Genomic DNA, 23,171 nt, shown 5'->3' on the forward strand with positions numbered 1-23,171 from the left:
CCTTCCAGTGTCGGTGCGGATCGAGCAATGAGAATCGCCATTATTTGCGCGAGATCTGAGGTTTCCGATCGGTAACCCGCTGGGGCCGCGAGTCGCACCCGGTCCGCGGGCCAGGGCCGCGCCGACAACGAACTGTCGCCGACCGTTCGGTCTGTGTCAGCGAACCCACCGGTGAGTACGCGGTGCGGGGGACTTTTTCCGGAGCGGGGTATACGGCCGTGGATCGGCCGGTGACGGCGGAATTCGGCTTCCGTGCCCCTCGGGCCGGATGCCACGGGGCGCGATCATGACCACACCTCGCCTCCTCCCCCGGCGGCTGACCTGCCCCGGTGCGGCGGAACCGAGCGCGCGAGAACCACCGTCGGTCTCCGCGAACAGGGGTGTTGAGGGGGGTGGGGTGCCTACCCCTATTGCCCATGGGGCCGCATTGCCGCGAGTCCACGCCCGAGCGCAATACAGCGCTCTTATGACAAATACGCGCCGGGCGGTTTTCCTCGGTTGCGCCGTGTGAGCCGGTTCAGCGCTCCGCCAAACAGGGGTATTCCACGTCACGGCTATGGCGTGGCGAAAAGCCCCGCGCGCCTACTGGTGCTACCGACCGGTGGGTTGCTCATCCGGCGGGGGTACGGCGGCAAAACCGATGTGAATTCATCGTCATGCGCCGGTGGTTGGCACCTTCCTCACTGGATCATGCCGCCCTCGCACGCCTCGTCCACGCAGGCGCCATGAGCGGCTCACCTCCACTGCCGCACTCGGAGGGCCGCTTCGTGGCATTCTCGATCACCCGGGTGACGTCGTCGCCGAACCCCACGGTCTTCGGTCAGACAGTCACCATCACCGCTCAAGTCATCCCCCTCGGTTTCGGGACACCCACCGGCACCGTGACCTTCACCATCGTGGGTGGACCCACCCTGACCGGAACACTCTCCGGCGGCTCGGTCACCGTCACCACGAACGCCATCACCCCCGGTCTCCGCCAGATCACCGCCCAGTACAACGGCGACTCCAACTTCAACCCGTCCAGCGGCACGACCAACCAGCTCGTCCTCAAGGCGTCGACCACCACCACGGTGACCTCGTCGCCGGACCCCTCGAACTTCAGCCAGACGGTGACGCTCACCGCCACGGTCACGCCTAATGCCCCGAGTACGGCCACCCCGACCGGGACCGTCACCTTCGTCGTCAGTGGCGGGGGCGGCGGAACGCTGACCGGAACACTCGCCGGCGGCGTGGCCACGGTGACCACCAGCTCGCTGGCCCCCGGCGCGCACAACGTCATCGCCACGTACAACGGCAACGCCAACTTCAACGGCTCCACCGGGACTGATACGCACACCGTGTCGAAGGCGTCGTCGACAACCACGGTGTCGTCCTCGCCCGACCCATCGACGTTCGGTCAGACGGTCACGATCACCGCCACCGTTGCGCCGGTTGCACCGGCCGTGGCGACCCCGACCGGCACCGTCACCTTCGTGATCAGCGGTGGCGGTGGCGGAACGCTGACCGGAACACTCATCGGCGGCGTGGCCACGGTCACCACCAGCTCGCTGACCGCCGGAGCGGCACACAACATCACCGCCACGTACAACGGCGACGTCAATTACAACGGCTCGAGCGGTACGGATACGCAGACGGTCAACCAGGCGTCGACCACCACCACGGTCACCTCCTCCCCCGACCCGTCCGTCTTCGGGCAGAACGTCACCTTCACCGCGACGGTCGCGCCCGTCGCTCCCGGTGCGGGAACTCCGACCGGCACCGTCACCTTCGTCATCAGCGGCGGTCCCACCCTCACGGGCACGCTGTCCGGTGGTGTGGCCACCGTCTCCACCAGCGCCCTGAGCGTCGGCCCTCACACGGTGACGGCGACGTACGGCGGGAGCAGCAACTTCACCGGCTCCAGCGGCACCGACACCCACACCGTGGGGCAGGCGTCGACCACCACCACGGTGATCTCCTCGCCCGACCCGTCCGTCTTCGGGCAACCCATCGCCATCACGGCCACGGTCACGCCCAACGCGCCCGGCTCCGGCACCCCCACCGGCACCGTCACCTTCGTCGTGGACGCGGGGGCGCCGCAGACCGTCGCCCTGTCCGGCGGCTCGGCCTCCATCACCGTCAGCGGCCTGTCCGTCGGCAGCCACAACATCAGCGCCACCTACAGCGGTGACGCGAGCTTCACCGGCTCCAGCGACACGGACACCCACACGGTGAACAAGGCGTCGACCACGACGGCGGTCACGTCCTCGCCCGACCCCTCGGTCTCCGGCCAGTCGGTCTCCTTCACGGCGACGGTCACCCCGACCTCGCCCGGCGCGGGCGTCCCCACCGGCAATGTCACCTTCGTCATCACCAACGGCGTGACCACGCTGACGTCCACCGGGGCACTCAACGGCAGCGGTGTCGCGACAGTCACCGCCCCCCTGTCCGCGGGCAGTTGGACGGTCACGGCGACCTATACGGGCGATGCGAACTTCAACGGCTCCACCGGCACCGACAGCCACACAGTGGGCAAGGCGTCGACCACAACGACGGTCACCTCCTCGCCCGACCCCTCGGTCTCCGGCCAGTCGGTCACCTTCACCGCCTTCGTGGTGCCCGTGGCACCCGGCGCCGGTACACCCACCGGCAACGTCACCTTCGTCATCACCGACGGCGTCACGACGGTGACGCTCATCGACGCCCTGGACGGCAGTGGTGCCGCCAGCGCGAGCACCAGTGCGCTCGGTGCGGGCAGTTGGACCGTCACGGCGACGTACGCCGGTGACGCGAACTTCAACGGCTCCAGCGACACCGACACCCACACCGTCGGCCAGGCATCGACCACCACCGTCGTCACTTCCGCCCCCGACCCGTCCGTCTCCGGACAGACGGTCACGCTCACGGCCACCGTGACGGCGAACGCGCCCGGCTCGGGGACACCCACTGGCACCGTCACCTTCACCGTCACCGGCGGTCCGACCCTGACCGGCACGCTGTCCGGCGGAGTGGCCACCGTGACGACGACGGGCATCCCCGTCGGCACCAGCACCATCACCGCCACGTACGGCGGGGACGCCAACTTCACCGGCTCCAGCGGGACCGACACCCACACCGTCGGCCAGGCGTCGACCACCACCACCGTCACCTCCTCGCCCGACCCCTCGGTCGTGGGGCAGACGGTCACCATCACCGCAACCGTCGCGGCGAACCCGCCCGGCTCGGGCACACCGACCGGCAACGTGTCGTTCGTCATCGACGGCGGAGCACCGCAGGTCGTGGCGCTCTCGGGTGGTACGGCCTCCATCAACACCAGTTCGCTGGCCGTCGGAAGCCACACCATCACGGCCACCTACGGCGGGAACGCCAACTTCACCGGCTCCAGCGGCAATGACACCCAGGTCGTCAACCTGGCCTCGACGACGACCACGGTCACCTCCTCGCCCGACCCCTCGGTCTCCGGCCAGTCGGTCACGTTCACCGCCCTGGTCTCGCCCGTCCCCCCCGGCGCCGGTACACCCACGGGCAACGTCACCTTCGTCATCACCGACGGCGTCACGACGGTGACCCTCATCGACGCCCTGGACGGATCCGGTATCGCCGCGGTCAGCACCCCGCTCAACGCCGGGAACTACACCGTCACCGCCACCTACGCCGGCGACAGCAACTTCGGCGGGTCCAGCGACACCGACACCCACACCGTCGGCCAGGCATCGACCACCACCACCGTCACCTCCTCGCCCGACCCCTCGGTCGTCGGACAGACGGTCACCATCACGGCCACGGTCGCACCGGGTGCGCCGGGAGCCGGCACACCCACCGGCATCGTCTCCTTCGTGATCGACGGCGGGGCCCCGCAGACCGCTCCGCTGGTCGGCGGTGTCGCCACCATCACGACGAACACCCTGGCCGTCGGTGCACACACCATCAGCGCCACCTACGCCGGGGACGGCAACTTCACCGGCTCCACCGGCAGCGACACCCACACGGTCGGCCAGGCGTCGACCACCACGACAGTGGCCTCCAGCCCGGACCCGTCGGTCTTCGGGCAGACCGTCACCCTCACCGCGACGGTCAACCCCGTCGCCCCCGGCGCCGGAACACCGACCGGCAACGTCACCTTCGTCATCGACGGCGGCGCCCCTCAGTCGGTGGCTCTGGTCGGCAACACCGCCACCCTGACCACCAGCACGCTCGCCGTCGGCCCGCACACCATCAACGCCACGTACAGCGGAGACGCCGGCTTCACCGGATCCTCCGGCACGGACGGCCACACGGTGAACCAGGCCGACTCCCTCACCACGGTGACGTCGTCGCCCGACCCGTCCGTCTCCGGACAGGCGGTGACCTTCACCGCCCTGGTGTCGCCCGTCGCCCCCGGCGCCGGGGTTCCCACCGGGACCGTCACCTTCGTCATCACGGACGGCGTCACCACGGTGACCCTGACCGACGCGCTGGACGGCAGCGGCTTCGCCGCCGTCAGCACCCCTCTGGACACGGGCAATTACACCGTCACCGCGAGCTACGCGGGTGACGCCGACTTCACCGCCTCCAGCGACACCGACACCCACACCGTCGGCCAGGCATCGACCACCACCACGGTGGCCTCCAGCCCGGACCCGTCGGTCTTCGGACAGACCGTCACCCTCACGGCGACGGTCAACCCCGTCGCCCCCGGCGCCGGTACACCCACGGGCAACGTCACCTTCGTCATCGACGGCGGTGCACCGATCACCGTGGCCCTGGTCGGCAACACCGCGACGACCAGCGTCAGTTCGCTGAGCGTGGGATCGCACAGCGTCTCGGCCACGTATCTCGGGGACACCGAGTTCTCGGGGTCGACCGGCTCTGACACCCACACCGTCGGCCAGGCATCGACCACCACCACCGTGGCCTCCAGCCCCAACCCGTCGCTCTTCGGTGAACCGGTCACCATCACGGCGACGGTCAACCCGGTCGCACCCGGGGCGGGTACGCCCACGGGCAACGTCAACTTCGTCATCGACGGCGGATCACCGCAACCGGCGACGCTGGTCGGCAACACCGCCACGATCACGGACGCGTCCCTGAGCGTGGGCAGCCACACCATCACCGCGACCTACGTGGGCGACACGAACTTCAGCAGCTCCAGCGACACCGACACCCACGTGGTCAACCAGGCTGCGACCCAGACCACCGTGGTGTCCTCACCCGAGCCGTCCGTCTTCGGAGAGACGGTCACCATCACCGCCACCGTCGCACCCGTCTCGCCCGGCGCCGGAACACCCACCGGCAACGTCACCTTCGTCATCGGCATGGCCTCGACGCAGACCGCGCCGCTGATCGGTGGGGTCGCCACCATCACCGAGACCGGGCTCGCGGTCGGTACCTACGCCGTCAGCGCCACGTACGCCGGTGACACCAACTTCACCGGATCCACCGGCAGCGACAACCACACCGTCGTTCCCGCGGACACGACGACGACCGTGACGTCCAGCCCCGACCCGTCGGAGTTCGGGGAAACCGTCACCATCACCGCCACCGTCGCCCCGGTCGCACCGGGAGCGGGTGCTCCCAGCGGCAACGTCACCTTCGTCATCGACGCCGGCACGCCCCAGATCGTGACGCTGGTCGGCAACACCGCCACCCTGACCACCAGTTCACTGTCTCTGGGCGGCCACAACATCAGCGCCACCTACAGCGGAGACGGCAGCTTCAACGGCTCCAGCGACACCGACACCCACACCGTCAACCAGGGCCAGACCACCACGATCGTGACCTCCAGCCCCGACCCGTCGGAGTTCGGGGAGACCGTCACCATCACCGCCAATGTCACGGCCAACGCGCCGGCGTCCGGCGTCCCGAGCGGCAACGTCACCTTCACCATCGACGCCGGCGCTCCGCAGGTGGTCGTGCTCGACGGCATGGGCCAGGCCAGCATCAGTACGAGCTCCCTCTCGGTGGGACTCCACAACATCACCGCGACGTACGGAGGAGACGTCAACTTCGTCGGCTCGACCGACACCGACACCCACACCGTCGATGTCTCGGCGACGACCACCACGGTGGTCTCCGCGCCCGACCCGTCCGTCCTCGGCGGCCCCGTCACCATCACGGCCACCGTCGTCCCGGTCGCTCCGGGGGCCGGCACACCGACCGGCAGCGTCGACTTCGTGATCGACGGCGGTTCGCCCACGACCGTGGCGCTGACCGGCAACACCGCCACTCTGACCACCAGTTCACTGTCTCTCGGCAGCCACTCCATCACCGCCGCCTACAGCGGAGACGGCAACTTCACCGGCTCCACGGGCAGCGACACCCACACCGTCGGCCAAGCGGCGACGACCACCAGCGTGGCCGCGTCGCCCGAACCCTCGGTCGTCGGCGAATCGGTCACCATCACGGCCACCGTCGCCGTGGTGCCGCCCGGGACCGGTACACCGACCGGGAGCGTGGACTTCGTCATCGACGGCGACACACCCATCACCGTCCCCCTCGTCGGCAACACAGCGACCCTCACCACCGACGAACTGACCCTCGGCAGCCACACGATCAGCGCCACCTACACCGGAGACATCAGCTTCACCGGGTCGACGGGAAGCACCACGCACGAGGTCGGGCAGGCGAACACCCTCACCGCGCTCGACGGCGATCCCAACCCGTCCACCTTCGGTGAACTGGTCACCTTCACCGCGACGGTCACCGTGGCGTCGCCCGGGGCCGGAACACCCACCGGCAGCGTCGACTTCTCCGTCGACGCCGGTCCGGCGACCACCGTGCCGCTGAGCGGAAACACGGCCGTCTTCACCACCGACGACATCGCACCGGGGAACCACTCGGTCACCGCCACCTACTCCGGTGACGCCGACTTCGCGTCCTCCGGCAACGGCGTGGCCCACGTCGTCAACGCGGCCGCGACCACCACACTGGCCGTCAGCGCCCCCGACCCGTCCGATAACGGAGACTCGGTCCAGCTCATCGCCGTCGTGCAAGCCGTGGCTCCCGGAGCGGGCGTTCCGACCGGAACGGTGACGTTCACCCTCACCGGTCCCACGACCGAGACCCAGACCGGGACACTCGACGGCGACGGCGTCGCCACCGCCACCTCCGGTGCACTCAGCACCGGCCTCTACAACATCACCGCCGTCTACGGCGGTGACTCCAACTTCACCACCTCCTCCGACACCGACACCCAGACCGTGAACGCCTGACCCACAACCGCACAACCGCACAACCACTGTGGTCCTGCACCGCAGGACAGCGCCGGGCCGTCCCTCGAGGGCGGCCCGGCGTTCATGTGCCGCGGATGGGTGCTCCCGAGCGTGTGCCCGCGCACCCTCGCGGTTCGGCGCCTCGACGCCAGACTGAACTGCGCCAGCGGCCGCGTGGTCGGCTGCGCCGAACCACCGGCCGGTTCCACGGTGATCCAGAAACCCGTGAGTGCTTGGCCTCCCAATGGCCTTGTGGAGCTGATTCTTGTGGATCACGTAGCCGTGGCATGGACGCCCGTACGACCTCCGCGCCGCTCACCGCCCACGGTCCTCTCCCGGACCTTCCGGCCTGGCCGATGCCTTCGGCCCCCGGCTGGGGCTGACGGAACCCGCGGCACCCGAACCGGGGTACGCGGGCCCGGAGTCAGCGGATCTGACGGCGGACCAGCTCGTGGAACAGGCTGCCCATGTCGGCGAGCAGGTCGGCGGGGGGCCCTTGCTGGACGACCCGTCCCTCCGACATGACGATCACGCGATCGGCGTCCATGACGGTGGAGAGCCGGTGGGCGATCACGATGCGGGTGGCGCGCAGCGCGCGGGTGCTCTCGATCACCACGCGCTGCGTCTCGTTGTCCAGGGCGCTGGTGGCCTCGTCGAAGAAGAGGATGCGCGGGCGGCGGATGAGGGCCTGGGCGATCATCAGCCGCTGCCGCTGTCCGCCGGAGACGGTGCCGCCGCCGTCGGAGAGGATGGTGTGCATGCCCATCGGCATGCGTTTGATGTCCTCGGCGAGGCCCGCCATCTCCGCCGCCTCCCACGCCTCTTCGAGCGAGAACATCTCGGTGCCGCAGATGCAGTCCAGGATCGATCCGGTGAACGGCTGCGCGTTCTGCAGGACGACACCGCACTGCCGGCGTACGGCCGCCTGGTCGAGGGCCGCCAGGTCCTGTCCGTCGTAGAGCACGCTGCCCGCGGTGGGCTGGTCGAAGCCGATGAGCAGCCGCAGCAGGGTGGATTTGCCGCAACCGCTGGCGCCGACGATCGCGACGAACTCCCCCGGCGGCACCCGGAACGACACGTCGTCGAGGACGAACGGCCGGTCCTCGGCGTAGCGGAAGGAGAGCCCCCGGGCCTCGATCCCGCCGGAGAGGGCGCCGGGCTGCACGCTTCCGCCCCTCACCTCCGGCGCTTCGTCGAGCACCGGCTTGATCTGCTCGAACATCGGCAGGACGGCGGCGGCCGAGATGAGGGCGCCGGTGAGCTGGTTGACGGAGGCCAGCATCATCGTGACGGCGGTGTTGAAGGTGAGGAACGCCCCGGCCGACAGGGTGCCGCGGGCCGGCCCGGCCAGAAGCATGAACATGATGAGCGTGCAGAGCGGCAGATAGATCGCGTTGACGACCGTGATCACATTCTTGATACGGCCGACCCGCTGCTGGAGTTCGCGGCTGCGGGCGAACTCGCGCGCCCAGGCCGCGTACGCGAAGCTCTCCGCCGCGGCGACGCGCAGTTTGGGAAGGCCGCGCAGGGTCTGGAAGGCCTGGTTGTTGAGCTTGTTGGAGAGTTCGATGAGACGGCGCTGCCATCGGAGCTGCCACAGACCCATGCCGATGAACACCGAGGCGATGACGACGAGCATGCCGATCGCCATAAGCGCCAGCGGGATGCTGAAGCACAGCAGCAGGACGAGATTGACCGCCCCGACGGTGCCCGCGGTCACGGTCACCGAGCTGACGCCGGACAGCACGCGCCGCATGGTGCTGATGCCCATGGCCGCGCTCGCCAGCTCGCCGGTGGACCGCTCGGCGAAGAAAGCGGTGGGCAGACGCAACAGCCGGTCCCAGACAGCCGGTTGGAGGGCGCTCTCCACCCGCCCCTCCATGCGGAGGATCGCGATGTTCTGGAGCAGCATAAAGGCGGCGGCGACGACGCTGGTGGCGACGACGGCCAGGGACACCTGGACGATGAGGTCGTTCTCGGCGTTCGGTACGTAGACGCCGAGTACCTGTCCGGTCGCGAGCGGCACCAGCGCTCCCAGGCCGACCGCAACCAGCCCGCCCAGTACCAGGTTCCGCAGGTCCGGCCCGGTGCCGCGCAGGCAGAAGCGCAGCAACCGCCAGGCGCTCATGGGCTGTTCGGGCAGCGGACGGTAGAACATGACGGCGCGCGGCTCGAACTCCCCGGCCTCGGCGGTGCCCAGGCGGATCCGCTCCCCGGTGGACGGATCCAGCGCCTCGTACCGGCCGCGCCGCCACAGCAGCGCCACCGGTTCGCCCGTCCCGGCGCGGTGGCCGACCAGAGGGCCGCTGTTCTCCCGCCACCAGCGCGGTCCGAGCTTGACGACGCGGGTGCGGATGCGCGAGGCGAGGGCGATGCGTTCGACGGGGTTCAGCCGGTCGCCCAGCACACCGCCGCCCACGGGGCCGGCGAGCGTGATCCCGGAGGCCTCCGCGACCTTGCGGCAGACGGCGAGCGTGGCGTCGTCGGTCGCCTCGGCCGAGCGCCCCGTTGCCTTCCGCGACCTGCCGATGGAGGCCAGCAGCGCCTGGTCCGCCTGCGCGCGAACGGCTTCACCGGCCTTGATTCCGGCGGCCGTACGGTCCTCGTGGGCGCGCTCCAGGCGCTCGATCCAGCGGTCCAGCGCGAAGAGCAGCCGGTACTGCTGGTCGACCAGGCGCTGCCAGGTCGCACCGTCGATGAGGAGGTCGCCGGCCGCCTCGGCGCCATAGGCGGCACCGTACTGGAGGGAGCCGGGGTCGACCTGCATCCAGAGGATGTCGTCGTCGGGCGAGGCGTACGGAGCGGGCTGCTCCGCCGTCCCGACCCCGGGCCCGGGGTCGGCCTCGGGGTCCTCCGGTACGAGACCCTGCCGGCCGTCCAGGGGTGCCTCGAACAGGACGCGCAGACCGCGGCCGACGCCGCGGGCGAACGCGTCCTCCAGGGCGCTCGGGCCGGTGTGCTGTCCCGTCGCCCACGGGTCGGCGTGCGCGGAGGCGTACCCGCCGCCGTAGCCGTACGCGTCCCCGTACGCCGACCCGTGGCCGTACGCGTCCGCGTACGCCGCCGCGTGGCCGTCGCCGTAGTCGGGTGCGAACAGTTCGCGGAGCTGGATACGGCGGAGCACGCATCCCTGCAAGGGCCTGCCGACCAGGGTGTGTTGGGGCCCCTCGACAGGTCCGAGGAGGAGGGTCCCCGGCTCCAGGCGGCCGAGGAAGTGCCAGTGCCCCTGCGCCAGGGCGTCGACCGCGAACAGGTCGATCGCGCCCCGCACCACCAGCCAGAGGACATGGGGCCCTTCGAGGGACAGGCTGCGCAGACCGGTGCAGTCGACCGGGGTGCCCAGCTCGCCCATGGCGGCGATGACGACGTCGGCCGGTTCCGCGCCGGTGGCCGGGTGAGGGTGAACGGAGGTCACCTCAGGTCTCCTTGACCAGCTCGGCGTACCGCCCGGCGGCGGCGACCAGGTCCTCGTGCCGCCCGCGCTCCACGATCGTCCCGTGGTCCAGGACCACGATCTCGTCGCTGTCGCGCACCGTGCTGAGCCGGTGCGCGATCACGACGCAGGCGCAGCCGCGGCGCCGCAGATTGTCGATGATGATCTGCTCGGTCTCCGCGTCCAGGGCGCTGGTCACCTCGTCCAGGACGAGGATGCTGGGCCGGCGCACCAGGGCGCGGGCGATCTCCAGCCGCTGTCGCTGGCCGCCGGAGAAGTTGCGGCCGTCCTGCTCGACCCGGCTGTGCAGTCCGCCGGGGCGGCGGGCGATCTCGTCGTGGAGCGCGGCGTCCTCCAGCGCGGCGACCACGGCCTCGTCGGGGAGGGAGGGGTCCCAGAGCGCGACGTTGTCGCGGACGGTGCCCTCGAAGAGGAACACGTCCTGGTCGACGAAGGAGACGGAGGCGGCGAGCGCGCTGCGGGAGATCTCGTCCAGACGCTGCCCGTCGATGCGGATGACGCCCTCCCACGGCCGGTAGAGGCCCGAAATGAGGCGGGAGACGGTGGACTTGCCACTGCCGGACCCGCCGACGAGCGCGATCTGCTGTCCCGGCCCCACGGACAGCGAGAAGTCGGTGAGCAGCGGCTTGTCGAGCGGGCTGTAGCCGAACGTGATGTGGTCCAGCGTCACATGGCCCTTGAGCCTGCGGGCGGAGTCGGCGGGGCCGCGCCGTGCATACAGCGGATCGGCGGGAAAGCTCTCGACGTCCTTGAGCCGCGCGACGTCGGCGGCGAAGTCCTGGATACGGCCGGCCACACCGTTGAGCCGGGTGATGGGCGCGGTGAAGCTGGTGACGAGTGCCTGGAAGGCGACGAGGAGGCCGATGGAGATGTGCCCCTCGACCGCCCGCATCCCGCCGATCAGCAGGATCATCGCGCTGTTGAGCGCGGCCAGCGTCGGCGCGACCACGGCCAGAGCCGCACTGGGCACCCCGAGGCGCTGCTGCTCCTCCAGCGTGGTCGCGTGCTGGCCCGCCCAGCGGCGGAAGTAGCCGTTCTCGCCGCCGGTCGCCTTCATCGTCTCGATGAGCTGCAGGCCGCTGTAGGCGGTGTTGGTCAGCCGGGCGTTGTCGGCGCGCAGCTTCTGGGTACGGGTGGCCCGAAGGCGTACGACCACCCGGATCGCGACCACGTTGAGCAGGGCGATCAGCACGCCGACGACGGTGAGTTGGGGGTCGTAGGACCACAGCAGCAGCGCATAGAGGATCACCACGACGGCGTCCACACCGGCGGCGGCGAGGTCACGGGCCAGGGTCTCGGCGACCGTGTCGTTGGACTGCAGGCGCTGGACGAGGTCGGCAGAGCTGCGCTGGGCGTAGAAGGTGACGGGAAGCTTCAGCAGATGGCGCAGGAAGCGGGCGCTGCTCAGCGTGGACGAGATGATGCGCCCGCGCAGGAGGTTGGCCTGCTGGAGCGCGGTCAGTGCGGCGGTCAGGACCACCATGGTGGCCATCGCCGCGAAGAGCACGCTCAGCAGGGACGACTGGTTCCCGATGAGGAACATGTCGATGTACGTACGACTCAGCGCGGGCACGGACGCGCCGACCGCCACCAGCAGGAGGCTGGCGAGCAGCGCGGCGAGCATGGTGCCCGTGGTGCCGCGCAGCCGCGCCGGCATGGCGCCCATGATGCCCGGTTTCCTGCCGCCGCGGCGGAAGCCCTCGTCGGGCTCGAAGGTCAGCACGACGCCGGTGAAGCTGGTGTCGAAGTCCTCCCTGGACACGAAACGGCGGCCCCGGCCGGGGTCGTTGATGTGCACGCCCCGCCGGCCGAAGCGGCGCCCCATGCCGTCGTATACGACGTAGTGGTTGAACTCCCAGAAGAGGATCGCGGGCGGACGGACCTCGGCGAGCGCGGCCGGCTCCATCTGCATGCCCTTGGCGCGGAGGCCGTAACTGCGGGCGGCCTTGAGGACGTTGCTGGCCCGGGAGCCGTCGCGGGAGACGCCGCAGGCGATCCGGAGTTCCTCCAGGGGCACGTACCTGCCGAAGTGGCCGAGGACCATCGCCAGCGCGGCCGCACCGCACTCCACCGCCTCCATCTGCAGAACGGTGGGAGTACGGACGGCCCTCTGCTTCCGGCCCCCGGAGCTCCTGCGCTGCTTGGGGACGGGCTCCGGGCTCCGGCCGCCGGGACGGTGACGCCCGCCGCCACGCGACTCGGGGCGGTGCCGTCCGCGTCCGGCGGGCGGGGGCGGCGCCTGCTCCGGCACGGTGGCGCGACCGGCGGGCGCGGGCTGTTGCCGCGCGGCCGCAGGTTCCTGCCGCTGCGGCGCCGCCGACCGAGGCGGCGTGGCCGCGGGATCGTGGCGCGCGGTCACGGGAGCAGCCAATCGACCGGGCGCTGAGAGGCGAGCCGGATCGCCCCGCTCACCGGCGTCGTGGAGTCGAGGGCGAACGGCGGCCCTTCGGCGGAGGACCACGCGTACCCCGACTTCGTACGGGCCGAGCGCTCGAGCTGCACCAGGATTGCCACCGGCTGCCCCTGGGCCGAGAACTGCTCCCCGAGCCTGCGGTCCCCGAGGAAGCCGGTGAGCTGCGCCTCGGTCTGCGGCGCCCTGCCGACGGCCTTGACCCGGCCCCGCAGGACGCCGAATCGTTGCTGGGGCACGGACTGCACCTTCAGATCGACCGCCGCGCCCACGGGGACCGTCGATCCGCTGTCGCCGGACACGTAGAGCATGGCCACGAGCGGGGCACCGGGGTCGTCGATGCGCTCGACGGTCGCCACGTCCGCCCCGGTGGTGACGACCGAACCGATCTTTGCCGTCAGGGAGTTCACCCGGCCCGCTGCCACCGCGCGTACGGCTCGGTCCCCGCGTTCGGTACGGACACGCAGCAGCGGGGCGCCCTCGCGGAGCATCCGGCCTTCATCGGCCATGACAGCGGTGACCTGTCCGGCGACGGGGCTCTGCAGGACGTAGCTGCCCTTCGCGTGGGTGAGGACGCCGGGTGCGGTGAGTTGGGAGGAGACGGTGCCGGTCAGGGCCCAGTAGGCAGCCGCGGCCATGACGAGGGCGGTGACAGCCAGTACGAGCCGGCCCTGCGGCCGGGCATAACGCACCGGCAGATCGAGCTCCTCGGGCGACTGCAGCTTGGAAAGCGCCTTTTGCCGGAACTGCACGCAACTATTCCTTCGCCTGCATTCGTCTCGGTCGGGCTCGGCACAACGATGCCCGACGGTAACACGGGCGCCGAGCTGGGCAGATGCCACATCGGCGGGCCTCCGCCGACAACGCCCATAAACCCCGGAACGCGAGGTTCCGGGGTTTATGACCGCGCTGCCGGAACGCATGGAACCGGCGCGGCGCATAACGCCTGCGGCTACGCCGCCTTTTGGCCGAGGGACAACCTCAGATGCCGGCCAGACCGGTGACCTGCGTGGTGTCGAGGCCGGTGGCCTGCGAGGCAATGCCGGTGACCTCGGAAACCGGGGCGACGGAGTCGACGGTCCCCACGACGTTGCCGACCGCGAGGCCGAGAACACCGCCGGAAACGTTGTCCAGGTCCTCGTCGGCGATCTCGCGGGTCTCGACCTGGGGCGTGAAGTCCTTGTGCATGACTTGCGCTTCCCTTCGTTGCTCTGGGTGTTACTGGCGGGGTGTCGGCCGGATCGGCGGGGAATGCCTGACCGGCCGGTTCAACGGTCGTCTGTCGCCCGGAAGTCCGGAACCACTTTTCACAACTCCCGTATGACGCAAGATGAAATCACGTCCGCCGGCGCAGCGGCCAGCCGAACGCCAGATCATTCAGTGAACGTTTCCCCTTCACACCTTGCTGACGTGCAGCTTCATCCACCGGATGGTGACGACTCCTTCACATGGCAACCCGTAACCCATTCTCCTTGCCGGGTACGGCAGTTGCCCCAACCGGACATAACCGCGCCAACTGCGGGGGGATAGCGGGCAACACCGGGAACGACTCCAGCCGTGTGCCGTGCGCGCGCATGTGATGTGCAGGTTTTTCGACGACGCAATGCCATCCGCGATCGCCGGATCAGAAACCGGAAGGTCTGCCGCGAAGAGGCGGCGGAACAGCGGAAGAACGCTTTCTCCGGTCAAGACCTCCATCTACTCCCCCAGGAACGTGATTACCGCCGCCTACACCGTAGTTCGGGGAAAAAGGATGGGTCGGACGGGAAAACCGTACGTACCCGAAATACCCCGCTCGATGCGCCTCGCCTCCCCCGCGCTCACCGAACGTCGTTCACCGCTCCGTACACGGCGAATCGGCTCGACCGCACGGCGACCGGCTCGGCACGCGGCGCAGCGGTCGAGCACTCACCCACCCGGCGGGCCGAACCGCACCGCACCGCACCGGGGCACGCGAGGTACCCGGCCCCGTCGACCGACCCCGCGCCGCCGGTCGGCATCCGACGCCCCATGCGGCCCCGCCCGGCGTCACCGCCGTCCCGTCCGCAGCACCCGGCGCCGCCCGCCGATCCCGTCCGGCGGCGGTCCGCCCGGCCGATCCGGACCCCTCCGGGGCACTCACACACCGACAAGATGATGGGTCTGGACAAGAAAAGTTTTCGGTGGGAGGGTGGAGACATGTTGGATGTGACAGTGATCGAGGACCCGGCAGCCGCCGAGGTCTCGCTGGATCCGATACGCGCCCGGCTCCTCGCCGAGCTGGCGGCGGAACCGGCGTCGGCGACGATGCTCTCCGCCCGGGTCGGCCTGGCCCGCCAGAAGGTGAACTACCACCTCAAGGCGCTGGAGCGGCACGGTCTGGTCGAGCTCGTCGGCGAGCGCCGCAAGGGCAATGTCACCGAGCGGCTGATGCGGGCGACCGCGGCCTCGTACGTGATCTCACCCGTCGCGCTCTCCGCGGTGGAGCCCGACCCGGCCCGCTTCCGCGACCAGCTCTCGGCCCGCTGGCTGCTCGCGGTCGCCGCCCGCCTCGTACGCGACGTAGGCACCCTGATCACGGGGGCCGCGAAGGCGCGCAAGCGCCTGGCGACCTACGCGCTGGACGGCGAGGTGCGTTTCGCCTCGGCGGCCGACCGGGCCGCGTTCGTCGAGGAGCTGACGCACGGCATCGGCTCGCTGATCGCCAAGTACGACGTCGGGGCCGCGGAGGGCGGACGCGATCACCGGATCGTCGTCGCCCTCCACCCCACGGTCAAAGCCGGCGCCACCCCGGCCGCCTCCGCCGATCCGGCCACCACCGGAGCGGCCGCCACCGATCCGGCTCACACCGGATCGGCCGCTCACACACCGCCGACCACCCTGCCACGGGCCGTCGAGGACTAGCCCACCGCCGCACACGCGGCCGCGTCCGGGGACGGCCCCGCATACACACCCCCATACGCCTACGCCTACGCCTACAAGGAGCCACCATGTCCAAGGAGTTCGAGATCGTCAGGGAGTTCGAGGTCGACGCGAGCCCGGAGGAGGTCTGGGAAGCGATCACCACCGGCACCGCCGGCTGGCTGTGGCCGATGGAGTACGAGCCGCGGGAAGGCGGCGCCGCTCCGTTCGGCGGCACGGTCGCCGCCTGGGACCCGCCGCACCGGCTCACCGGGCTCGTGCAGAACCCGGACGACCCGGACCAGACGCTGAACCGGCTCGACCACATCATCCAGCCGCGCATGGGCGGCGGGTCCTGGGTGCGCTATGTGCACAGCGGCATCTTCGTCGACGATTGGGACAACCAGTACGACGGCGCCGACAAGCACACCGACTTCTATCTGCACACCCTCCGGCAGTACCTGGAGCACTTCACCGGCCGCACGGCGGTGTACTCCTCGGCCGACGGACCGGAGGCCTCCAGCCGGAAGGGATCGTTCGAGGCCGTGGGCCGCGCGCTCGGTCTGGCGGACGACGCTGCGGAGGGCACGCGCGTACGGGTCGAGTTGCCGGGGACCGCGCCCTTCGACGCTGTCGTGGACTACCGCAACCCCTACTTCATCGGGCTACGCAGCGACGACGCGCTGTACCGCTTCTTCGGCCGGGACGCCTTCGGCGCGCCGGTAGGGTTCGCGGCGCACCGGTTCGGCGCGGGCGCCGAGCCGAAGCAGGCCGAAGCGGCCTGGCAGAACTGGCTGAACGGGCTGTTCTCCTGAGCCCTTCCCCTCTGCCGAGCCTCCCCCCCTGCCTCCCCCCTACACCCCCTCGGCCCTCCCCCTGAACGGCGGCGGCACCCGGCACCGGCCGGGCGCCGCCGCGTCCTCGCCCGGGACCCGTCCGCGGCCCGCCGGGCGCGCAATTCCGGCCGGACATACGGAAATACGCACATCGTCCGGCCGCCTGATCGACCCACCCGTCCGGCTTTATCGAACACCAATTCACTAAGGCGCCGCACGCAGCAGGTCAAACCCCTTCCATCGTGATTCGAACATCGACCAGAATGCCGAGTTCCCTCATGTGCACAATGGAAGGCCTGGGTAAACCATGCCCAAAGAACAGGAGATGTCCCCGTCCGACGCCGAGCTGACGGCGCAGATAAGGACTTCTCAGTCGACCGAACCGGTGGACGAGCTCTACCGGCGGCACAAGCCCGCCGTTCTCTCCTACGCACTGGCCTGCTGCCGCGATCCCCACACCGCCGAGGACCTGGTGTCCGAAGCCTTCACCCGTACCCTCCAGGCCGTTCGGTCCGGCGGCGGCCCCGAGGCGGCCTGGCGTCCCTACCTGCTCACCGTCGTCCGCCGTACCGCCGCCGACTGGGCGGGGACGGAACGGCGCACCGAACTCTCCCCCGACTTCGAGCAGTGGCTCGGGCGCGGGTCCAAGATCGCGGAGGAGGAGAGCAGCGAGGAACGCATACTCCGGCTCGAGGACAGCAGTCTCGTGCTGCGCGCGTTCCGCTCGTTGCCCGAGCGCTGGCAGGCCGTCCTCTGGCACACCGCGGTCGAGGAGGAGTCGACGGCGAAGGTCGGGGTGCTGCTCGGCGTCAGTTCGAGCGGCGTCACCTCGCTCGCCGCACGCGCGCGGGAAGGGCTGCGCGAGGCCTATCTGATGGCGCACGTCGAGAGCGGCTCGGACACCGACGAGTGCCGTCACTACAGTTCACTGCTCGGTGCCGCGGTGCGGCGCGTCGGCCGTCGCACGAACAAGGACCTGGAGCGGCACCTCGCGTCGTGCGAGCGCTGCCGCGGTGCACTGATCGAACTCGCCTATCTCAACGAGCGGTTGGGCTCTGCCCTGCCCGCCGGTGTCCTGCTGTGGGGCGGCTCCGCCTACATCGCGGCCCGGCTGGCCGAAGCGGGCGCGGGCGCCGGAGGGGCACTCGCACCCGGCGTCCTCCACGGCAGCCTTCCCCCCGACGGGGGCACCGGGCTGTGGACCTGGGCGAAGGGGGCTCCGCTGGCCTCGGGAGCGGTCGCGGGTTCGATCGTCGCGGCGGTCGGGCTCGGCGTTCTGGTGGTGCCGCTGGACGGCCGCCAGGACGAGGGGGAGTCCTCGCCCTCGGTGGTGCAGCATGAGCCGACCATGACGATCTTCGAACCGCAGACGCCGGTGACGCTCACCGCCACCCCCTCCGCGGACGCTTCGCCCGGCAAGTCCGAGCCGAACGCCCGCCCTTCGGGTGAGGCACCCGGGAAACCGGGGAAGCCGGATCCGGGCCCGAACGGTCTGACACCGCTCCATCTGCGCTCCGATCAGAACCTCGGCGGCCCGCAGTCCCCGACGGGTTCGATGCCCCTGTCCTCACCCGAGGGCGCCAACTACGACGGGACGCCGCACAAGCAGCTCACCTTCATCGCCAACGGCGTCAGCGGCTCGTACGACGGGGGCTCCACCCAGTTCGATCTGTTCGTCGACGCGGGCGAGTTCATCGCCAACGGACCGCAGATGCGCATCTCCTACGACCTGACCGGGAACGGCACGTGGGACCGCGTCGAGACGTATCGCTACTTCGAGACCGACGACGCTCCCGGGTACGAGCACTACACCGACATCCGCGGTCTGAAGTCCTCTTCCGGGTCGCTCGGCGACATGGCGCAGGGGAAGATCAAGGTCGAGGTCTGGAGCGCCATCGGCCCGGGGGCCAACAAGCTCGGCGTCGGTGACAGTTCCCTTGTCTGGATCCCGTTCGGCTGACGGCCGCCGATCGGCCGGGCTCGCCGGACCTGCCGCCGCAGGCCGCCGGCCGGCCTCCGGTCGGGCCTTCGGACGGACCTCCGCAACGCCCCCGCGGGCGCGCCCCTTTACGGCGCCCGCGGGGGTTTTGCGTACGGGGCTTCGTCCCGCGGACACCTTCACTCTCCGCCCAGCCCCCCACTCCCGGGTAAAGCATTGGCAAAGTCGCGGGATGGTTTTCACGGATAACGGTCCTCCCTTGTGTCCGTCCGTAGTTCACGAAACACACCCGGGGGACCGATGACCCGAAGTGTCCGCGCGCACCACCTCCTCCAGCGCATTTCCGATGAGGAGTTCGAATTTCCATGGGACGGTTGCGCGTCAGGCCTTTCCACCGCCCTCGCGTGCGGCCGCGCCGCATCCCGCCGCCATTCCCTCGCACCCCTCCGCGCCGAACGGCCGAGCCCCGCCTACGGGCAGTACGCCACGGCGCCCCGCCCCGCCCTCGCCCGTGGCCCCGAGGCGGCCACCGATCCCCACCGCCGCCCCTCCATACGCCGTTGGCGCGATCACACCTGTCCCCCGGGCCCTCGCAAGGCCTGAGGGGAGGGTCCCTCGATGCACCTGTCGCCGGGCCCACGGCCCCAACACCGGCCCCTGTCCGACGCCGCACTCACCAGCGCGGTGCGGAAAGGCCGGGTCGAGCTGTTCCGCTACCTCTACCGCCGCCACTACGCGGCCGTGCAGGCGTACGCGTCCCAGTGCATGGCGGGCCCCGTGCAGGCGCACGAGGTGACGTCCTTCGTCTTCGCCCAGATCCTGCAACGCATCGTCTCCGGGGAGTCCTTCGCCGACGGCCGCCACCCGGGCTGCCTGCGGCGCCAGTTGCTGGACGCCGTCCGCACAACGGCGATCACGCACTCGCAGCGCGAGGAGGAGGCGCTGTCCCCGGACTTCCGGGCCTGGGTCGCGGCGGGGAGCGTGTGGCCGTGGGGCGAGGACGGCCAACTGGGCCTCGCCTACCAGCGCCTCGCGCCGACCACCCAGTGCCTGCTGTGGCACGCGCTGGTGGACCGGGACGACGCCTCGCTGACCGCCCGCGTCACCGGGCTCGCCCCGGGCGCCGTGCAGGCCGGGAGCGAGGAGGCACGCGGTGCGCTGCGGGAAGCCCGTATGCATCTGTATCTGGAACGCATGGGACCCCGCCACTGCGCGGACTCCGTACGGCGGTTGGCGCTGGAGGGCGGCTCGGGCCCCGGTACCGGTCGCGGCGGTGCGCACCATCCCCGTGCCTGCCGCGGCTGCCACGGTGCCCTCAGCGACCTGGCGCGGCTCGACGCCCAGCTCGACATGCAGTTGCCCGTACGGCTGCTGGGCTGGTGGCCGGGCGAGTTCTATCTGCGGGCGAAGGCGGCCATCCAGGTACCGCTGAGCGATCCGCCGTTCCTGGCCCGGCTGTTGGACCGGGCGGCGCAACAGGCGCCGGCACGCACCCGCCCCGCGCGACGGGTCATGGCCGCAGCGGTGTCCGCGCGCCGGGGGCAGGAGGAGCCGGTCGCACCGGTCGCCCCCGCGGCCTCCCGCCCGGCATCGCACAGGACGCCGCGGCGGAACGCCCGCCACCCGGCACCCGGGAGCGAGGAGGGCGCGCGCCGCTCCCCCGCCACCGTCGCGGTCGTGGGTTTCCTGGCCGGAATCGCCGTCGGGATGGCCGCCCTGTCCTCCTGCGGACACCAGGACAGGCCGCACCAGCTCTTACCCGGCGACACCTCGTCGGTGCCCGATCCACCGGGCACACCGGCGAGCGGGCCGGACGCCGAGGCGCCCGGTGCGTACGCGGCGACGCCCGGCGGATACGCGCTGCGGCCCGTCCCGTACGCGATGAGGCCGGACGGGGAGGCCGAAGGGCCGGACGGGGAGGCCGAAGGGCCGGACGGGAACGAGATGACGCCCGACGGGTATGCCGTACGGCCCGCCTCCTACGCCGTACCGCGCGACGGGCGCGCGGTGCGGCCCGACGTGAACGCCGCCTCGCCTCACGCGAACACCGCGGCGCCCAACGGGTCCACGAAGCCCGGCCCTTCCGCCACGGTGCCCGGACCGGACGCGGGCCCCGGCGACGGGCCGCGCGATCTCGCCGGGCCGCCGTCGGCCGCGGTACCCACGGCCGGCCGTCACCGGTACACCCGGCGCGGCCGGAGTGACGACACTCCGCTGCCGCGCCCGGACTCCGCGTCAGGTTTGAGTGCCGATGACTCAAGCCCGGAGCGCTCGCAGGACGCAGGGTGGGGGACGCGGGCGCGGATCCCCTTACCGGATGTGCAGAGCTCCGTTCCCCCCTCTTGTTGAAGCACCGCGGTACCCCGGATGTGATCGCCATGTACGCCAGCACCGTCGACAGCCTCCCGCTCCGGGAAGCCCGGGAACTCCCGGGGCCCGGGAAGCACCGCGCACCCGCCTCCCCGATACCCGGCGGCCCGGGAACCCCCGTGGCCGACAGGACCTGGGCGCTGGCCCACGAGCCGCGGTCCGTGGGTGCCGCGCGCCGCCTCACCCGCTCGGCGCTGGACGTCTGGCGGGTGGGCGGGGACGCGGCCGAGACAGTGGTGCTGGTGGTGTCCGAGTTGGTGACCAACGCCGTCGAGCACGCCCATCCGACCGTCGTCCTGCACCTTCATCGCGACGCGGGCAGCCGGGTGTGGGTGGGGGTCACCGATGGCGGGCCCGCGGCCACCGAGGGTCCCTGGACGGCGAGTTGCGCGCCCGACGAGCACGGGCGCGGCATGGGCATCGTGGATGCCGTCGCCGCGGCGCGCGGCTTCGCGATCCACCGTGACGGGGGCGTGACCCACTGGGCGCGCCTGCCCAGGACGACCTGACGGCCACTGGCTTCCGTACGCACCCCGTTCCCTCACCCACCCCGTTTCCCTCACGCACCCCGCTTCCTCACCACTCCCACACCCGCGGGCGCCCCCCTCCGTCCGCGCACCGTCGAACGCCACCGCCCAGCCACCCGGGGCGGTGGCGTTCTGCTGTCCGTCCGGCCCTGCACGGGTCCGTGCGGTGTGCCCGTTCGATGGGTTCCAGCCGTACGCCTACGCGCGTCCGGCTCGGCCGTTCGCCCCACTCGCACACGAATCGGGAAATCGGGGAGCGGTTCCCGGTGTTCGCCGCGAGGGCAATCCGTCCGCCGCCCAACGGCCGTGAAAAGCAAGAATCTTCAACCACTGCATACGCCACCGTTACCGCATCGCGTCCCCGCAGACCGGTGGCGCGCTTCCCGCAATAAGCGCGAACTCCATGAATGTGGAACCAGATATTCACGCTTACCCATGTCGAGGCGACTTCATGGTGAGTAGGGTATGCCCCGCCGCGGTGTGATCTCCGGAGGAGATGCGGCGGCATTCGGCGTACGGGAATCCGAGGGTGGTCGTGCCCGAGGTACGGGAGGGCATCGTGACTGCTGGCACGTTCGAGGGACAGTACGTGTGGCATCCGGCCGCCGACGATCGCCTGCTCGCCCGCGCCTGTATGGATGTGCGGGCCGGGCGCTATCTCAGCGCGCACGAGATCCTCAAGGACAGCCGCGGGGATTTCGAGGTACGGGCCCACCGCTCACTGGTGCTGGCGTCCGAGGCGGCCGACTCCGATCTCGCGGAGCGCTGGCTCGCCGAGGAACCGGGCCCCGAGGCAGCCCTGTTGTGGGCTCGCGTGACGATGCTCCGGGCCTTACGGATGACGGAGGCCGGCGACCCGCGCGAAGGAACGCTGGTGCGCATGGCGCAGGTGGCGTGCGAACGGGCCGCCGAGCAGATGCCGGACGACCCCACCCCCTGGCTGGTCCTCCTGGCCCTGGCGCGGGTCCTGGACTACCGCGACCCCGCACCCGAAGGACTGCTGACCTCACCGCCCGGACCGTGGCGCCTGTTCTCGCACATCCTCCGGCGCGCCCCCTGGCACCGGGAGGCCCACCACCGGTTCCTGGCGTACTTCTTCACCCGCAACGGCGGCTCGACGAGCGCACGTTGGGACGTCGCCACGTTCCTCAGCCAGCGGGCCCCCGCCTCCTCGCCACTACGCCTCCTGCCGCTGGTGGCCCTCGTCGAGGACTACGACCCGTCGGCGCTGCTGGCGGACCGCACCTGGGAGCAGCCCCAGTGGCGGTCCACGGCCCTGGGCATCTCGCGCAACTGGCTTCCCTCCGTGGACGGTTACCGGTTCACCCCCGTGCTCGACCTGGCCTATCTGGCGCATGCGCTCTTCATGGCGAAGTGCGAATTCGAGGCGCGGGAAGCCTTCACGGCCATGGGCCCGTACGCCTCGCGCATGCCCTGGAGCGTGTTCGGCGAGCCGGAACACCAACTGACCCGGGCCAGGCGCATGTGCGGACTTCCGATCCCCGGTGGCTGACGCGGCCGCGGCTGACGCGGCGACGGACGTCCCCCTCGCCGGCGGATCTCCGCGGCAGGTCGGGCACCGCAGC

The 23,171-nt window shown here is 70.9% G+C and carries 11 protein-coding genes; 7 read left to right on the forward strand and 4 right to left on the reverse strand.

Annotated features, from left to right (window positions below):
- The first annotated feature begins 725 nt into the window (after positions 1 to 725).
- Positions 726 to 7,169, forward strand: a complete 6,444-nt coding sequence (locus ACGFNH_RS17025) for an Ig-like domain repeat protein (protein WP_393654357.1) — start codon at positions 726 to 728, stop codon at positions 7,167 to 7,169.
- A gap of 424 nt (positions 7,170 to 7,593) precedes the next feature.
- Here ACGFNH_RS17025 and ACGFNH_RS17030 read toward each other — a convergent pair whose 3' ends face one another.
- From ACGFNH_RS17030 to ACGFNH_RS17045, 4 genes are all read right to left on the reverse strand, one after another.
- The gene (locus tag ACGFNH_RS17030) at positions 7,594 to 10,584 is read right to left on the reverse strand and encodes an NHLP bacteriocin export ABC transporter permease/ATPase subunit (protein ID WP_393654359.1); all 2,991 of its coding nucleotides are present in this window, start codon (positions 10,582 to 10,584) and stop codon (positions 7,594 to 7,596) included.
- A 1-nt stretch (position 10,585) separates the two neighbouring features.
- Positions 10,586 to 12,874, reverse strand: coding sequence for an NHLP family bacteriocin export ABC transporter peptidase/permease/ATPase subunit (locus ACGFNH_RS17035; protein WP_393654507.1), 2,289 nt, complete (start codon positions 12,872 to 12,874; stop codon positions 10,586 to 10,588).
- Positions 12,875 to 12,978: 104 nt separating this feature from the next.
- Positions 12,979 to 13,785, reverse strand: a complete 807-nt coding sequence (locus tag ACGFNH_RS17040) for an HlyD family efflux transporter periplasmic adaptor subunit (protein ID WP_393654361.1) — start codon at positions 13,783 to 13,785, stop codon at positions 12,979 to 12,981.
- A gap of 229 nt (positions 13,786 to 14,014) precedes the next feature.
- The gene (locus ACGFNH_RS17045) at positions 14,015 to 14,221 is read right to left on the reverse strand and encodes a type A2 lantipeptide (protein ID WP_393654363.1); all 207 of its coding nucleotides are present in this window, start codon (positions 14,219 to 14,221) and stop codon (positions 14,015 to 14,017) included.
- Between the two features lie 990 nt (positions 14,222 to 15,211).
- Here ACGFNH_RS17045 and ACGFNH_RS17050 point away from each other — a divergent pair.
- The 6 genes from ACGFNH_RS17050 to ACGFNH_RS17075 all read left to right on the forward strand — a co-directional run bounded on the left by ACGFNH_RS17050 (position 15,212) and on the right by ACGFNH_RS17075 (position 23,098).
- Positions 15,212 to 15,916, forward strand: a complete 705-nt coding sequence (locus tag ACGFNH_RS17050) for an ArsR/SmtB family transcription factor (RefSeq protein ID WP_393654365.1) — start codon at positions 15,212 to 15,214, stop codon at positions 15,914 to 15,916.
- An 86-nt stretch (positions 15,917 to 16,002) separates the two neighbouring features.
- The gene (locus tag ACGFNH_RS17055) at positions 16,003 to 16,728 is read left to right on the forward strand and encodes an SRPBCC domain-containing protein (protein ID WP_393654366.1); all 726 of its coding nucleotides are present in this window, start codon (positions 16,003 to 16,005) and stop codon (positions 16,726 to 16,728) included.
- A 328-nt stretch (positions 16,729 to 17,056) separates the two neighbouring features.
- Positions 17,057 to 18,709, forward strand: a complete 1,653-nt coding sequence (locus ACGFNH_RS17060; protein ID WP_393654368.1) for a sigma-70 family RNA polymerase sigma factor — start codon at positions 17,057 to 17,059, stop codon at positions 18,707 to 18,709.
- Positions 18,710 to 19,306: 597 nt separating this feature from the next.
- On the forward strand, positions 19,307 to 21,037 hold the full coding sequence (locus ACGFNH_RS17065) for a hypothetical protein (RefSeq protein ID WP_393654370.1): 1,731 nt from the start codon (positions 19,307 to 19,309) through the stop codon (positions 21,035 to 21,037).
- A 140-nt stretch (positions 21,038 to 21,177) separates the two neighbouring features.
- Positions 21,178 to 21,567, forward strand: a complete 390-nt coding sequence (locus ACGFNH_RS17070; RefSeq protein ID WP_393654372.1) for an ATP-binding protein — start codon at positions 21,178 to 21,180, stop codon at positions 21,565 to 21,567.
- Positions 21,568 to 22,144: 577 nt separating this feature from the next.
- Entirely contained in the window at positions 22,145 to 23,098 is a 954-nt protein-coding gene (locus tag ACGFNH_RS17075) for a hypothetical protein (protein WP_393654374.1), read from the forward strand.
- Positions 23,099 to 23,171: the final 73 nt, after the last annotated feature.

The sequence above is a fragment of the Streptomyces sp. NPDC048639 genome, assembly GCF_043199075.1.
Taxonomy (GTDB): domain Bacteria; phylum Actinomycetota; class Actinomycetes; order Streptomycetales; family Streptomycetaceae; genus Streptomyces.

Excerpts from the sequence above, each read along its gene's own strand:
- ACGFNH_RS17025 (WP_393654357.1), top strand. The coding sequence starts at position 726 with ATGAGCGGCTCACCTCCACTGCCGCACTCGGAGGGCCGCTTCGTGGCA.
- ACGFNH_RS17045 (WP_393654363.1), bottom strand. The coding sequence starts at position 14,221 with ATGCACAAGGACTTCACGCCCCAGGTCGAGACCCGCGAGATCGCCGAC.
- ACGFNH_RS17050 (WP_393654365.1), top strand. The coding sequence starts at position 15,212 with ATGTTGGATGTGACAGTGATCGAGGACCCGGCAGCCGCCGAGGTCTCG.
- ACGFNH_RS17055 (WP_393654366.1), top strand. The coding sequence starts at position 16,003 with ATGTCCAAGGAGTTCGAGATCGTCAGGGAGTTCGAGGTCGACGCGAGC.
- ACGFNH_RS17060 (WP_393654368.1), top strand. The coding sequence starts at position 17,057 with ATGCCCAAAGAACAGGAGATGTCCCCGTCCGACGCCGAGCTGACGGCG.
- ACGFNH_RS17065 (WP_393654370.1), top strand. The coding sequence starts at position 19,307 with ATGCACCTGTCGCCGGGCCCACGGCCCCAACACCGGCCCCTGTCCGAC.